General features: G+C 58.6%; 10 protein-coding genes. 5 read left to right on the top strand and 5 right to left on the bottom strand.

Going from position 1 to position 14,844, the window contains the following annotated elements; genetic code table 11:
* Positions 1 to 5: 5 nt before the first annotated feature.
* Together B0G52_RS02660 and B0G52_RS02665 are read right to left on the bottom strand one after the other, a co-directional pair.
* The gene (locus B0G52_RS02660) at positions 6 to 1,418 is read right to left on the bottom strand and encodes a copper amine oxidase N-terminal domain-containing protein (protein ID WP_094041941.1); all 1,413 of its coding nucleotides are present in this window, start codon (positions 1,416 to 1,418) and stop codon (positions 6 to 8) included.
* A 111-nt stretch (positions 1,419 to 1,529) separates the two neighbouring features.
* On the bottom strand, positions 1,530 to 2,606 hold the full coding sequence (locus B0G52_RS02665) for a methyl-accepting chemotaxis protein (RefSeq protein ID WP_106359391.1): 1,077 nt from the start codon (positions 2,604 to 2,606) through the stop codon (positions 1,530 to 1,532).
* Between the two features lie 136 nt (positions 2,607 to 2,742).
* On the opposite strand from B0G52_RS02665, the gene B0G52_RS02675 reads away from it, so the two are divergent.
* The 3 genes from B0G52_RS02675 to B0G52_RS02685 all read left to right on the top strand — a co-directional run bounded on the left by B0G52_RS02675 (position 2,743) and on the right by B0G52_RS02685 (position 4,472).
* A complete protein-coding gene (locus tag B0G52_RS02675; RefSeq protein WP_143762504.1) occupies positions 2,743 to 2,991 on the top strand; it encodes a hypothetical protein in 249 nt (82 codons plus the stop codon).
* 157 nt (positions 2,992 to 3,148) lie between these two features.
* Positions 3,149 to 3,736, top strand: coding sequence for a PadR family transcriptional regulator (locus tag B0G52_RS02680; RefSeq protein WP_094041943.1), 588 nt, complete (start codon positions 3,149 to 3,151; stop codon positions 3,734 to 3,736).
* Positions 3,684 to 4,472, top strand: coding sequence for an alpha/beta fold hydrolase (locus B0G52_RS02685; RefSeq protein WP_158223548.1), 789 nt, complete (start codon positions 3,684 to 3,686; stop codon positions 4,470 to 4,472). The genes B0G52_RS02680 and B0G52_RS02685 overlap by 53 nt, the downstream gene beginning before the upstream one ends.
* A 100-nt stretch (positions 4,473 to 4,572) precedes the next feature.
* Here the strand turns inward: B0G52_RS02685 and B0G52_RS02690 are convergent, their stop codons facing one another.
* The 3 genes from B0G52_RS02690 to B0G52_RS02700 form a co-directional block, all read right to left on the bottom strand.
* Complete coding sequence (locus tag B0G52_RS02690) at positions 4,573 to 5,715, bottom strand: Gfo/Idh/MocA family protein (protein WP_094042015.1); 1,143 nt, start codon at positions 5,713 to 5,715, stop codon at positions 4,573 to 4,575.
* A 23-nt stretch (positions 5,716 to 5,738) separates the two neighbouring features.
* Positions 5,739 to 6,701: a sugar phosphate isomerase/epimerase family protein gene (locus tag B0G52_RS02695; RefSeq protein ID WP_094041945.1), complete on the bottom strand. Its 963-nt coding sequence runs from the start codon at positions 6,699 to 6,701 to the stop codon at positions 5,739 to 5,741.
* Positions 6,702 to 6,968: 267 nt separating this feature from the next.
* Positions 6,969 to 8,021, bottom strand: a complete 1,053-nt coding sequence (locus B0G52_RS02700; RefSeq protein WP_094042016.1) for a Gfo/Idh/MocA family protein — start codon at positions 8,019 to 8,021, stop codon at positions 6,969 to 6,971.
* 205 nt (positions 8,022 to 8,226) lie between these two features.
* Between B0G52_RS02700 and B0G52_RS02705 the strand changes: the two genes are divergently transcribed.
* Both B0G52_RS02705 and B0G52_RS02710 read left to right on the top strand, forming a co-directional pair.
* The gene (locus B0G52_RS02705; protein ID WP_094041946.1) at positions 8,227 to 9,096 is read left to right on the top strand and encodes an AraC family transcriptional regulator; all 870 of its coding nucleotides are present in this window, start codon (positions 8,227 to 8,229) and stop codon (positions 9,094 to 9,096) included.
* 335 nt (positions 9,097 to 9,431) lie between these two features.
* The gene (locus B0G52_RS02710) at positions 9,432 to 14,228 is read left to right on the top strand and encodes an S-layer homology domain-containing protein (protein WP_094041947.1); all 4,797 of its coding nucleotides are present in this window, start codon (positions 9,432 to 9,434) and stop codon (positions 14,226 to 14,228) included.
* Positions 14,229 to 14,844: the final 616 nt, after the last annotated feature.

Here is a 14,844-nt window from a genome sequence, read left to right on the forward strand (position 1 = left end):
TTCGATTATTTGGAAGCCGGCTTCCAGCTTCCGTTCACATCCACCAATACGCGTCCGTCCTGGATGACCGCCAGCGGCGCGCCTTCCTTCACGACGATTCCGCTTACCGCGGAGGACAGCGTATAGAGCTGCTTGGCCGCGCCCGTCGCCGGATCGACCTCGTAGACGAATTGATCGTCTCCGTTGCCCTCGGTCAACAAGTACCATTTGCCGCCGGCATATTCTGCTTGGTATACGTCTCTCTCGTTGTAGAGCGAAGCGACGTTTTTGTCTTTGCCGACTTTAACCAGCGTCGACTTGGCGGAAGTATCGGCGCTCACGCTGACGTACGCGACGCTGGAACCGTCGGCGGCGTGGATGAACACCTTGTCGTCTGTGGAAGTCGTCAGTTGCACGGCTTTGTTCTCCTTGACGGAAGGATCGACCGTAAATTGATAGATTTGCGGCTCGGTTCCCTTCATGTCGATAGAGACGTCGTCCTCTTCGACCGGCTTGTTGGCGTCGGCGACGACGGCTCCCGGCTTCGTTACGGTGTACGTGAACGTTTTGCCGTCCGCGGACACTTCCAGGTTCGCTTTGTAGTCGACCTTGTCGTCGAGGATTTTCGTGATTTTATTGATTTCCGGATCCAGCTTGGCGATGACGCTGCCCTTGTCCCCTTGCAGGAAATAGATGCTCGCGCTGTCGGCCGACCATACGAGCTCCGGCTTGATGTTCGTGTCGGTGCTGACGACGACGGCCCGGCCGATTTTGGTCAGATCGAGCACGGACACTTGGCCTTCCGCGTTCGTGTAGGCGACTTTCGTACCGTTAGGCGCCAAGATCAACTCGGAAGCGTCCGCGGCCACGTCCAGCAGACGGTACTTGCCCGTTGCGGCTTCCACGAGGTAATCCGCGCGGCCCGTCTCGTTCTCTTGCGTAGCGATGAAGCGCTCCGCATCGACCCATTGGATGCGATCCACGTTGGACAGCAGCTTGGCGTCGATCCAGACCGAGCCTTTCCCATCTTCGTACAGGCTGGCTCCCAGCGCTTCGACGTAGGCTCCCAGCTCCACGTAAGTGACGCCTTTGGCGTTTTTGACCGGAACGTTCAGCTTGTGCTCCGCTCCGTCTACCTTAAGAACGGCGCTGCCCGCTTTCAGCTCTACCGTATGGCCGTTCAGCTTCGCTTGAACGACGCCGCCGGCCGCTTGCAGCTTGGCTCCGAGCTTCGCGCTTAAATCTCTGAGAGATACGAGAGTCGTGCCCTTCTCCGTAATCGTACCCAGATTAACCGTCGTTCCGTTCACGATGTAAGCCGAATTCGTAATCTGAACCGCGCTCGTTGCCGTTGCGGTTGCGGCGAATGCCGCGCCTGCGGAAGCCGTTCCGACAGCCAACGCCAATACAGTTACCAGGGACGCTTTCTTTAGCACCATCGACACCTATCACCCTTCTGGATTTTGGTAGATTTTTCTTCGCATTGCTATAGTGAGTATAGTCCTATTTTGTAAAGCCGCTGTTGCCGATTTGTTTTCCTGCTGTTAAATTTAGGAATTTACCTGACTGGCCAGCTTGCGGATTTCGCCGCGGACTTCTTCCGACTTGATCGTGGCCGCTCCGGATGCCGACAGCAGCAGCGCAGCCGCCTCCTGGTTCAGCTCCGAGGAGCTCCACAGCTGGGCGAACGTGTCCTCGGTCTTGCTCACCGAGTGGACGCCTCGGTCCGCTCCCTGCTTGCCTTCTCCCGCCAAGCCGGCGGACAGCTTCACCGCCTCCGACATCGAGCGGATCATGCCGGCGATCTCCCCGGCGGAGCGTTTCGTCTGATCCGCCAGCGCGCGGATCTCCCCCGCTACGACTCCGAACCCTCTGCCGTGCTCTCCCGCTCTCGCCGCTTCAATCGCGGCGTTCACCGCCAGCAGATTGCACTGATCGGCGAGATCGGCGATCAGGCGAACGATGCCGTCGACAGCCGACGTGCGTTCGGTCAATTGGCCGGCGGCTTTCTCCTGCTTGTCCGCGTTCACCGACCACTGCTTAAACAGTCCCTGCATCTCGCCCAACTGCTCGCGGCCCTGGTCGGTAATTTCTCCGATCCGCTCGCTGCACGCCTTGGCTTCGTTCGTCGCTTGCGCGACCCGTTCGACGGAAGCGTGAATGTCCTCGATCATCGTCTCGGTATCGCGAATCGTGCTCATCTGCCGGCTAACCGCTTCTCTCTGCAGCAGTCTGGACACGTTAAGCAGGTCGTTCACCGTCAATATGCCCGCGAATTTCCCTTTATCGGTAAGCACGACGGCATCGTAGAACGTCTCCTCCTCCCGGGACAGCGCGCGGTCGATCAGTTCCTGAGGGTCGATGGATACGTCCGCGACGAGCGGCGACGGGTCCATCTGCAGCGAGACCGGACGTTGTCCATACAATGACATGCCGTACAAAGAGCCTATCCGCCGGTAGAACCGGCTTCTCATGATCAGTCCGACGGGACGCTTGCCTTCATCGCAGACGACGGCGCAAGGATAAGGCTCCTTGCTGCGGAACAGGCGGACAAGATCGTCGTTCGGCACATCGGGGGCGATGACCGGACAGCTCTTCATCCAATCTTTGACGGCGATCGGCTGCATGACTGCGGGGAGATCCGCTCGGGAAGAAGACGCCGGGCTTGAGTAGGAAGACTCGGCCAGTGCGGCGGATGGGGTGGACGAGGCAGACGCTTTAGGCCGGACAGATGCGGTAGAAGAAGCAGGAGCCTTAGACGCGGTGGATACGGTAGACGGGACAGATGCTTTAGACCGGACAGATGCGGTAGAAGAAGCAGAAGTCTTAGACGCGGTGGATACGGTAGACGGGACAGATGCTTTAGACCGGACAGATGCGGTAGAAGAAGCAGAAGTCTTAGATGCGACAGATACGGCAGTTGCGGTAGAATCGGCGGACGGCGAAGTCGGTTGCACCGTTTCTTGCTTCTCGAGAACTGAAGTTATAGGCATGGGACGCACCTCGTTCTAGGATTCGGGTCGTGGGGATTAATCCCTATTTCGAAACTAACAGACGATTGTTTTCCATTTGTCCGCTGTTCGTTAAGCGACTGTAAACTTTAGCCAGCAATCAGCATTGAACATACCTAATAGGTATATTATAATAGTGCTAAAACTGGAGGAAAAAGATGGATTTCGTATTGCTCGGCTTTTTGATGATCCGCGATTTGTCCGCGTACGAGATGCGGAAAATTTTGCAGCGAAAAGTATCGCCGTTTTACAGCGCCAGTCTCGGGAGCATCCAGACGACATTAAAGAAACTGGAGGACAACGGGCTGATCCGCACACTTGAAATGGACGCCACAGGCCGAAGGAAAAAGCTCTATCGCATCGACGAACCGGGAAGGCGCGGCTTCGCCGAAAAAATGTTTTCCGAGATCGCGGCCGGCAGGCTGGAGCAGGACATCACGACGCGCTTGTTCTTCCTCGGACTGCTCGATGCTCCCGATCGCTTGAAGGTTGCACGTTCGATCGCAGCCTCACTGGAGAGCGTTCTGGGGGAATACGATGCGGCAGCGGAGGAAGCCGCGCGCGCGGAAGTGCCGGAGAGCTTGCGGCAAATTGCCGTCTACCAGATCAAGACGCTGGAATTGGCGATCGCTCTTTACCGATCCATGCTGGAATGGTTCCGCCGATTTCAGGAACAATTGGAGGGTGATCCGGATGCGGGAGAAGAAGTTGAATTTCAAAAACGCGGAAGTGCGTTATCGGATTGAAAACGAAGAAGGCCGGCCAACGATCTTCATGCTGCACGCGGCATTCGCCGATCACGGACTGTTCGAAGACCAGGTCGCCGATTTCGGCAGCGACTGCCGCATCGTTCTGATCGATCTGCCCGGCCATGGAGCCAATCGCTCCTTGCCCGCGAGCGTATCGCTGCGGGATATGCCCGAGATCTGCGCCCGAATCGCCGCCGAGAACGGCATCGAGCGATGCGTCGCGATGGGCGTATCGCTCGGGGCGCTCGTCGCCCAGGCTTTCGCCGATCGCTGTCCGAACATCGTGGAATCGGTCGTTATCGTAGGCGGATACTCGATACACAAGGCGAATGAAGCCGTGCTGAAAGCGCAGCGGAAGGAGGGGTTGAAGTGGCTGCTGTACGTCCTGTTCTCCATGGACAAATTCAAGCGGTACGTCCTTCGCGTCTCCTGCCATACAGAGCGGGGACGGGCGAAGCTCGAGCAGGGAGTAATGCAATTTCGGCGAAAATCGTTCTCCTCGATGAGCGGGATGGCCTCCCTGCTCCGAAAAACCGACGACCCGATGCCCTACTCGTTGCTGATCGTCGTCGGAGAACACGATCTGAAGCTCGCCCATGACGCCGCGGTACAGCTTCACGGTTTGGAGCCGCGCTCCGAACTGGTCGTCATCCCGGACGCCGGCCACTGCGCGAACGTGGACCAGCCCGCAGCGTTTAATCGCATCCTGCGCCGTCATTTGTCCGGAGCGTAGCCGCACAACAGCGTTTGTGCCGGAGACGGAAAAAAACCGGGCGGAAGACGGTTTTAAGCCGTTTCTGCCCGGTTTTGAAGCAACCTTAATTCAACGCAAATTACACTTCGTCGATGCTGACCCAGGAGCCGCGCTCGATCGACAGATCGACCGCTTCGAGCACCTCTTGGCACTTCACGCCGTCGTAGAAAGTCGGCGCGAACGGCGAGCCCGTCTCAATGTGCTGCACGAATTCGTACACAATATGCACGAAGGCATGCTCGTAGCCGATGATGTGACCGGTCGGCCACCAGTTGCCGGCGTACTTGTGCGACGGCTCCGTCGCCAGAATGCGGCGGAAGCCGGCCAGGTTCGGCTCGTCCTCGCGGAAGTACACTTCCAGCTCGTTCAGCTTCTCGAGATCCCAGCGCAGCGTTCCTTTGCTGCCGTGAATCTCGAACGTGTTATGGTTTTTGCGTCCGGCCGCGAAACGGGAGGCGACGAACATGCCCATCGCGCCGTTCTTGAAGTCGGCCAGGAAGCCGGTTGCGTCGTCGACGGTTACCTCGTCCTTCTGCGTGGACGAGCCGACGCCGGCGGACAATCCGCCTGCCGCATCCGTTGCAAGCGGGCGTTCCTTCACGAACGTACGGTTGTGACCGACCACGCGGTCGAACTCGCCGATCAGGAAGCGGGCGAGATCGATGCTGTGCGCATTGATGTCCCCGTGAGCGCCGGAGCCGGCGACTTCCTTCTTCAGCCGCCACGCCATCGGCGTGTTCGGGTCGACGAGCCAGTCTTGCAGGTAGGTGGCGCGATAGTGATGGATCTCGCCCAGACGGCCTTCGTCAATGATCTGCTTCGCCAATTGAACGGCAGGCAGGAAACGGTAGTTAAAGCAGACCGCGTGCTTGACGCCGGCTTTCTCCGCCGCTTCGAGCATTTCGCGGCCGTCCGCCAGGTTCAGCGCGAGCGGCTTCTCGCAGAAGACGTGCTTGCCCGCGGCGATTGCGGCCAGCGTAATCTCCTTGTGCGCATCGCTGGGAGCGTTGATATCGACGAAGTCGATGTCTTCGCGTGCAACCATTTTACGCCAGTCGGTCTCGTACGATTCCCAGCCGAACTTGTCGGCCGCCGCCTTGACTCCTTGCTCGTCGCGTCCGCAGATCGCTTTCATGACGACGTCGGCGGCCGGTTCGAAGAACATGCCTACGTCTTTATACGCATGGCTGTGGGCTTTGCCCATGAACTTGTAGCCCACCATGCCGACGTTGATTTTTTTGTTGTTTACGCCCACCACATCTCACCCGCGCTTTCTTTCAGAATGAGGGAGTTGAGGAAGCCGGCCGCTTTCGTGAACCCTTCGTTCACGCTCATGATGCCGTCCTCGTGCTCGATGCTGATCGTGCCGTCGTAGCCGACAAGGCGCAACGTGCTCACCATGTCCTTCCAGAACTCGTCGTCATGCCCGTAGCCGACCGTGCGGAATACGAACGAACGATTCAGAATATCGCCGTAATGCTTCGTATCGAGCACGCCGTTCAGCGCCGTATTGCGCTTGTCGATCTTCGTATCCTTCGCGTGCACGTGGTAGATGGAGTCTCCGAGCGCCTTGATGCACTCGATCGGGTCCATGCCCTGCCAGAACAGATGGGAAGGGTCGAAGTTGACGCCGATGTTGTCGCCCGCTTCCTTGCGCAGGCGCAGCGCGGTCTCGGTATTGTACACGAGGAAGCCCGGATGCGCTTCGATCGCGACTTTGACGTTATGTTTGCGCAGGAACGCCGATTGTTCCTTCCAGTACGGAATCGCGATCTCGTTCCACTGCCATTCGAGCACGGTCAGGAAATCGGGCGGCCATGGGCAGGTAACCCAGGACGGATACTTCGCGTTCTCGGAGTCTCCCGGACAGCCGGAGAACGTAATGACCGTATCCACGCCAAGCTTCTCCGCCAGCTGTACGGTCGCGACGAAATCCTCGTGATCGGACTGGGCCGTAGCCTTGTCCGGATGCAGCGGGTTGCCGTGGCAGCTGAGCGCGCTGATCGTCAAGCCGCGGGAATCGACCGCTTCGCGAATGCGGCGAATGGCCGCGTCGTCGTTCACGATTTCCTTGGCGTTCACGTGCGCCGTGCCGGGAAAACCTCCCGTGCCGATTTCCACCGCTTGCAGTCCCGCCGATTTGGCGGTATCAAGCGCTTGTTCGAACGATTGTTGGGCGAATAGAACGATAAATACGCCGGATTTCACTTGAACTTCACCATACCTTTCATTCAAAATGGAAGCCTTTGCACGTTTTTATGTACGCGCGTTCATAAGTCGCAATTCTATTTTACCTGAAATGCCGGGCGGATTGCCACCCTTATTTCGCTTCGGGGGCGGATTGCGCCCCCGTTATCGGTCCGGCGGACCGTTATTTCCCTCGGTCGGCGGCTTTTCCGTCCGTTAGCGGACCGGCGGACCGCTATCTTCCCCTCGGGCGGCCTTGCAGCCTCCCGCTAACCCCGCTCCCGCGGCTTAGGCGAAGCTGATCGCTTGCCCCTTGCTCGCGGACTCGTAGACGGCTTCGAGAATTTCCTGCACGACAAGCGCCTGCTTGGCCGTCACGACGGGCTCGCGGTCGTACGCGATCGCCTCGATCCAGGCGCGCGCCTCCTGCTCGGCGGCGTCGTCCGGCAGCGGATTGCCTCCGAAATCGCCGGCCATCTGAATCTCCTGCGTGTACAGGCGACCGTGCTCCTCGCCGTTGACGCGCAGTCCTTTCTTCATATCGGCTCCCGCCTTCGTTCCGCTCAGAGATACCTTCGCCTCGTCCACGTCCAGCGTGTTCAGCGCCCAGCTCGACTCGAGCCACACGGTCGCTCCGTTTTTCATCGTGATCATCGCGAACGCGGAATCTTCCACCGTAAACTTGGCCGGATCCCAAGGTCCCCACAAGTTCGCGTTGCTTCCTTGCTCCGCGAGCTTGCGATAGGACGAACCCAGAACCGTCTTCGGCTCGTAGTTGTCCATCATCCACAGGGCCAGATCCAGCGCGTGCGTGCCGATGTCGATCAGCGGGCCTCCGCCCTGCTTCTCCAGATCGAGGAACACGCCCCAGGTCGGCACGGCGCGGCGGCGAACCGCATGCGCTTTGGCGACGTAGATCTCGCCCAGCTTCCCTTCACGGCAAGCTTGATACAGCCAGCGACTGTCCGCGCGGAAACGGTTCTGGTAAGCGATGCTCAGCTTCTTGCCCGTTCGTTGCGACGTTTCCAGCATCCGGCGCGCGTCTTCGGCGGTTTTGGCCATCGGCTTCTCGCAAAGCACGTGCTTGCCCGCCTCCAGCGCGGCGATGGAAATTTCGGCGTGCGTGTCGTTCGGCGTGCAGACGTGGACGACGTGAACGTCCTGGTCGCGCAGCAGCTCGTACACATCGTGGTACACTCTCGCGTCATGCGTGCCGAACTTGTTTTTGGCTTCGTGCGCCCGGTCGGCCGAGATGTCGAAGAACGCGACCACTTGCGCTTCCGGGATTTTGGCGAGCGATGGCAGATGTTTCCCCATGGCGATTCCGCCGCAGCCGATCATGCCTACGTTAACTTTTGTCAAAGCGCTTGTCCTCCTTGCGGCTAAACCTTATTCAAACTACAATATAGTGTATCACACTTCATCGAGAATCCCATTCGGGGATGTGCGAGGATTTTATGCGATTTTGCCTTTTGCCGACAATCCGCCTCTATGCGAGACGCTGAAAATCGAACTTTTTGACCAAACATTATAAGGGGATGATCCCTTGCAGCCGTTGAAAGAAAAGATCGAATACGAGAACCCCCTGTTGTCGTTGAAAATATGGCAAATGCTCCGCCGCAATTCCGGGAGCGTCTCCTGGCACTACCATCCCGAATGCGAGCTGATCCTCGTTCAGGAAGGTTTCCTGACCGTCGATCTCGGCGAAGAGACGTTCGGATTGGGGGAAGGCGACGTCGTCATCCTCGGCAGCTCTCAATTGCACCGGGATCACAATCCCGAAGGCGGCCTGAAATATATCGTACTCCAATTCGATCTTAATAATTACTTCGATCAGAGCACGATTCCGTACTTGCAGTATTTCAACGAGACCAAGGTGCCGCTGAGCGCCATGAACTACATTTTCCGGGAAAATCCCGAAGCCCGCCGGGAAGCGGCCGAATGCATCCGGCAACTCCACCGGGAAGCCGTCGACAAGCTGGGCGGTTATGAACTGGCCGTCAACATGCTCATCAAGAAGCTGCTGCTCATTCTCATCCGCAACGACACGCGCGGGCTGCTCGCCGATCAGGATCGGATCGAACGAATCCGTCTTAAGCCCGTCCTCGACTTCGTCGAAGCGAACATCGACGGCCGGATTGCCGTCGAGGAAGTGTGCGGGCTGGCCAACATGAGCTACTACTACTTCGTCAAATTTTTCAAGAAAATCATGGGGCAATCGTTCACCGAGTACGTCAATTTCCGCAAAATCAAACGCGCCGAACAGGTGCTCCTCACCCGCGACGTCAGCGTAAGCGAGGTCGGCGATCTGATCGGCATGGCCAACATGGCCCATTTCTACAAAATGTTCAAGCGCTTCAACGGCTGTTCGCCGAAGGAGTTCCAACGCAAAATGCTGGCTTGGGGCCGGGGATAGACCGCTCCCTCCCGCACCTGAGTCTTGCCGCTCGGTCGCATGGCCGCATCCTCCCTCCACTCCGTCTTCGCCATCTATCGCCGCGCAGCCATCCGGTTCCGTCTTCTCGGACCGGATGGTTTTTATTTTTCCGCCTCTCCAATTATTAAAGATTCGTTTCAGATTTTAGCGCATCGGATTACAGATTACGTCTATCGATTTTACATTTTGAACCTACCTTGTCTCCATGGGGCGATGGACAATAAAAAGGAACGTTATTTTGCGCGGAAGGGGGATCGACTGTCGGCCACTGTGTCTTGAAAGCGCAAACCATTCGGAAGAGGTGGGTTATTGTGATGAACGCACCAGAAAGCGAATTCGGCAAGCTGTTATCGAGATCGCTTCTACTCGGACTGTCTCTGCTCGTCCTGCTCGGCGGGATGCCGTCGGTTCCAGGAGCGGGACTTGCCGTTCATGCCGCGCCCGCGGCAGGCGGAACGCCGGGCGGAGTGAAGGGAGATTTGAGATTGTGGCTCAAGGCCGACGACGCAAGCATTGTCGCGGACGCCGGCCTGGATGTCGGCCTGTGGCGGGATAGCAGCGGAGGCGGCAACGATTTTGCGAACGACGGAACGATCGCGGCGATCGCGGGCCGTCCCAAACCTAAGTATGCGGCCTCCGTCGGAGAGCTGAACTTCCAGCCCGCAGTTCAATTCGTGCGCAGCGGGGGCAGTATCTTGCAGGATGTAGACGGCATCGTCGGAGCCGCCGAAGAAATCGGCTCCTTGAATGTCTTTCTCGTCTCCGGGGGCGCCCCCACCGTCGCGAATTCGTCCGTGTTCGCCGAATCTCTGGCAGGAGGCTCGCTGCAGGCGCACATCCCGCATACGTCGGGCTCTACGGAAGGCAGAGGCTCCGTCTTATGGGATGCGGGCAGACCCGCGAGCGGCTCGGGCTTGCCGAGAGCCCAGGCCGCCAATCAGGTTCTGCCATCTGCGTACAACGTCTGGGGATTGCAATTGGAGACGAATCCGACGGTCGGGCAAGCCGTCTATCAAGCGATCTACCGGGACGGAGCCAACGTGGCCCAATCCGCGTCAGCCCGTCTGCCGATCGTCGGCAAAGCGGACGGCGAGATGTCTCTCGGCTCGGCTGCCGCCGGAGGATCGGGCTATAACGGGCTCGTAAGCGAGCTGATTGTTTTCGCCCAACCGTTAACCGGGCTCGAACGCCGCCAGGTGGATACGTACTTGGCGCTTAAGTACGGCCTTCCCTTAAGCTCCGGACAATATTTGTCCGCCGGGGACGCGCCGTTAAACGTATGGGATTCCGCCGCTGACGCGGACTATTCGAACAATGTGGCCGGGATCGCCATGGATGAGGAAGGAGCATTGGATCTGATGCAAAGCCGGAGCAGCGCGAGTCCGCTTGCGGACCAAATTATCGTAACGGCTGTCGAACCGCTGGCCGATAAAACGTATCTTCTCTGGGGCGACAACGGAGGCGAATCCCTCCGCTTGCCTTACGGGGACGGCTATTTGCGGCTGGCGAAAATATGGAAGGCTCGCAATACCGGCCATGTCGGCCAAGTCCAGGTCGCCGTTCCGCAGAGCCTGGTTCCGCTCGGCGGCGTGCTGCTGACAAGCGCGGACGACGGCTTTACCGATGCCGCTTCCTTCGAGCTCGCGCCGGTGACGATACACGGCGGCGCTTATTATGCCGCGAACATCAGCTTGGCGGACGGAGCCTTCTTCACCTTCGCCGAACGGCTGCCGGGCGTTCAATTGTCGAGCCTGGAGCTGTGGAACGGCTCGCAGCAGGTGGCGATGAACAAGACTTTCGATCCGAACGTAACGGACGGTTACGAAGCTGTCGTGCCTACCGGAACGGAGAATGTTCGACTTGTCGCAACGCCCGGGTCGGTCGCTTCGGTAACGGCGAGCTTGAGCAACGATCAGCACGAGGACTATACGGTCGCGGACTTGACGAACGTTCCGCTGAGGCCGGGAGTAAACCGCATCGGAATCAAGCTGGACAACGGCAGCGGGTCGGCGAACAACTACGGCATCCAGGTTATTCGGGAGCTGCCGATCGGCTCCGACGGCAAAATCGGCCTGAATTCCGGCAGCGTCGCGGCCAGCTCGTCGCAGCCTAACACAAACTACGTCGCGGCCAACGTCGTCGACGGCATTTGGGGCGAGGACCCGATCTCGATGGAAAGCCGCTGGTCGGCTTCCGGGCATGGGCAATGGCTGCAATTCGACTTGGGAACGCCTCAGACGATCACTTACGCCATGATCGCGTTCCTGAACGCAAGAGAGCGGAATTCCAGCTTCGAGATCGTCGTTTCCGACGATCCGGATTTCGCTCAGAGCGCTGTCGTCCTTGCCAGGCGCAGCAGCCGCAATTTGCAGCCGGGCGATTCGATTATGCAGCCCTATGTAATGGAACAGCCGGTATCCGCCAGGTACTTGCGTTTGGTCGGTTACGGCAACAATGCCAGCGGCAGCAGCGGTAACTGGAACAGCATTATGGAGGCGGAGCTTTACATAGGAACGCCGCCTGATACAGGGGAGCCGGAACAACCGACGAGGCCGCCTCAAGCCGGAGATTTGACCGAAGACGATATTCAACTGCCCGTCCTTGCGCGCGTTGCGGTCAGCTCTGCGGCCGAATTGCAGCAGGCGCTCGATCAGGTCGGGCCGGGGACGATCATCGAGCTGCAGAACGGCAGCTATGAGCAGAACGGTCCCTTCGTCGTCCTGAACAAGCACGGCACGGCAACGCTCCCGATTCGGATTGCCGCGACGGAGATCGGCGGCGCCGTCATTGCGGGGAACAGCTATTTCCATCTTGAAAACTCCAGCTATGTGGAAGTATCCGGCCTGACGTTCAACAACGGAATCGGAACGACGGACGGAGCCCAGACGCTGGCGGAACGAGGACTCGGACATCGGGCGTTAACGGGCGTTCATCCGGGCGTCCAATTGTACGATTCCAGCAAAATATCGATTATGCGCAACGTCTTCGCGCTCGACGAGACCGGACAGCCCTATCAGTTCGCCGCTCCGGAAGGCAACGTCTGGTGCCTGGTCGGAATCGAGGGAAGCTGCCGCATCGGCGGTTCCGAATACGATCCCGATCGGCCGATCTATAACGGAGATACGCCGTATACGAACGACTCCATTCTTGTCGCGAACGGAACGCACCGCCATTATATTCGCGTCGAAGGCGTAAGCAGCCATAACCGGATCGCCTACAACGAGATCGGCCCGAAGAGAGGCTTCGGCGCGGTCGTTATCTATGACGGAGCAGGCCATACCGGAGAGTCGATCTCGCAGTACGATACGATCGAGTACAACTATTTTCACGGCATCGGCCCTCGCGTCGTTAACGGGCTTGAAGCGATCCGGCTCGGTCTCTCCAGCCTGTCGCTCAATTCCGGATACGTCACGATCCAATACAATCTGTTCGACGGCCTGGAAGGGGAAGACGAGATCATATCGGTCAAGAGCAGCGACAATGTCATTCGCTACAACACGATACGCAACTCGTTCGGAGGCATCGTGTCCCGCCATGGCAACCGCAACAGCTTCTATGGCAACTTCATTTTCGGAGACGGGGTCACGCCGGGCAGGAGCGGCTTCCGAATTTACGGCAACGATCACCGAATTTACAACAATTATATGGAAGGACTGACCGACCGGGTCATCCGGCTGGACGGAGGCACGCATGACGACGGTGGAGACGGAGGTAGCGATCCGATCGTGCGCTGGGGCGGCGTACCCGGCCAATCGGCCCGGCTCAGCGAGTTGTCGAACGAGGAACGAACGGAATTGCTGCGCGGCCATTGGCGGCAGTACAACGTGCAAATCTATCACAACACGATCGTCAACGTCGGTAACAATACGACCGGAATTGCGCTCGGCGGGCGCACCTATCAGCCTTCTGGAACGAAAATCTACAACAATATCGTGTTCAGCAACGCCGGAACGATCTTCAGCGAGACAAGCGCCGTCGTGAGCTCCCCGCTGGGCGAAAGACCCGTATATGTCGGCAACCTCGTCGACGGAATCGCCAACGTATCGAACAATCCGGCCGTCGGCAGCGCGGTCCGCAAAGAACAATTGCTGCTGGTGCGAAGCGCGGACGGCTTGATCCGCCTGTCCGGCCTCAGCCCCGCCATTGACGCGGCTGTCGCTCCCTACTTCGCTATGGAGGACATCGACGGTCAAACCCGGCATATCCCCGATGCAGGCGCGGACGAGTACAATCCGGGAAGCCCTGTCATCAACAGACCGCTGACGACTTCCGACGTCGGTCCGTCAGCCGGTCTGAACGACGGAGACAGCGGCGGCGGTAACGGCAGCGAGGGTGGCAATGGCAGCGAAGGCGGAAATGGCAGCGAGGGCGGAAATGGTAACGAAGGCGGTAGCGGTAACGAGGGCAATAATGGTAGCGAAGGCGAGAGCGGGAGCGGTAATGGAGGTAGCAGCGGAGGCGGTAACGGTAACAATAGCAGCGGCGACATCCCGTCATCTCCCATTCCAACTGCTTCTCCTCCCGCTTCCGAACCCGATCGGAATCCAAATTCGGATTCGGGCTCGGCGGAAGTGCCGCCCTCTCTCGTCGATTTACGCAGCCATTGGGCCAAGGAGGAGATCATCAAAGCGATCAAGCAAGGCATCGTCAACGGCTATCCCGACGGCAGCTTCAGGCCAGATGAACCCGTAACACGGGCGCAATTCGCCGTATTGCTTGCCAGAGCGCTTAAGCTGCGTCCTGCTTCTTCCCCAGTCCGATTCTCGGATCGGCAGGACATCCCGGCATGGGCGCTGGAAGCTTTGCAGGCCGCGGTCGAACGGGGCATCTTGCAAGGATACGCGGACAGCACGTTGCGACCGAATGCGGTCATTAGCCGCGCCGAAATGATCGCCATGCAGATGAGGGCATTCCCCGGAAACTCGGAGGAGGAGAACGCGCCGACATTCAGCGACGCTTCCGACATTCCGACCTGGGCCCGAGCTTCCGCTGCCCGCGCCGAAGCGCTGGGACTTGTCGCCGGGCGGACCGGCCACCGCTTCGAACCGAATGCCAAGTCGACTCGTGCAGAAGCGGTCGTCGTGCTCATTCGCATGCTGGAACTGAAGTAAAATATAGAAGAAACAGAAGCTGTCGCATAAGTAAAAATAGCTGTACTGAAAAATAAGCCACTGGGATAGTGCGGGCATGTATCTCCTTCCGCTGCGAGACACCGTCTCCAGGAGATACATGCCCTTTTTCACCACTCATCTTGTACGACCTTACCTACAGGACAGCCCACTGTTCACACGTTCTAACCAGACTCACCCGGTCTGCAGTTCCTCCGACCTCCTTCACAGCTCCACCATCCCCCGTTCTCATGCTCGAGCCCGACAGTCGGGCTTATTCGGCGAACGCCGATGCGACGGGGAACAAAGGCAGCCCTCTCGTCTCCTTTCTCCTCTTTCACATTATCCCCTTCAATCAGGCCGTCTGCTTCGGCTTCTCCCCGCTCCGCTTTCCGCTTCTTTTGTCGCTATCCCCTTCCGTCAGGCCGTCTACTTCTTCCCGCTTCGCTTTCCACATCTTTTGCCGCTATCCCCTTCCGTCAGGCCGCCTCCGCATCACACCTCTCTTTCAGTCCTTTGCCGGTATCCCATTCGTTCAGTTCGTTCCGTCTCTCTCCTTTCATTCTCTGTGCCTTTTGCCGCTATCCCCTCCATTCAGTTCACGCCATACCTCCCCTGC

The sequence above is a fragment of the Cohnella sp. SGD-V74 genome (genome assembly GCF_003001675.1).
Lineage (GTDB): Bacteria > Bacillota > Bacilli > Paenibacillales > Paenibacillaceae > Cohnella.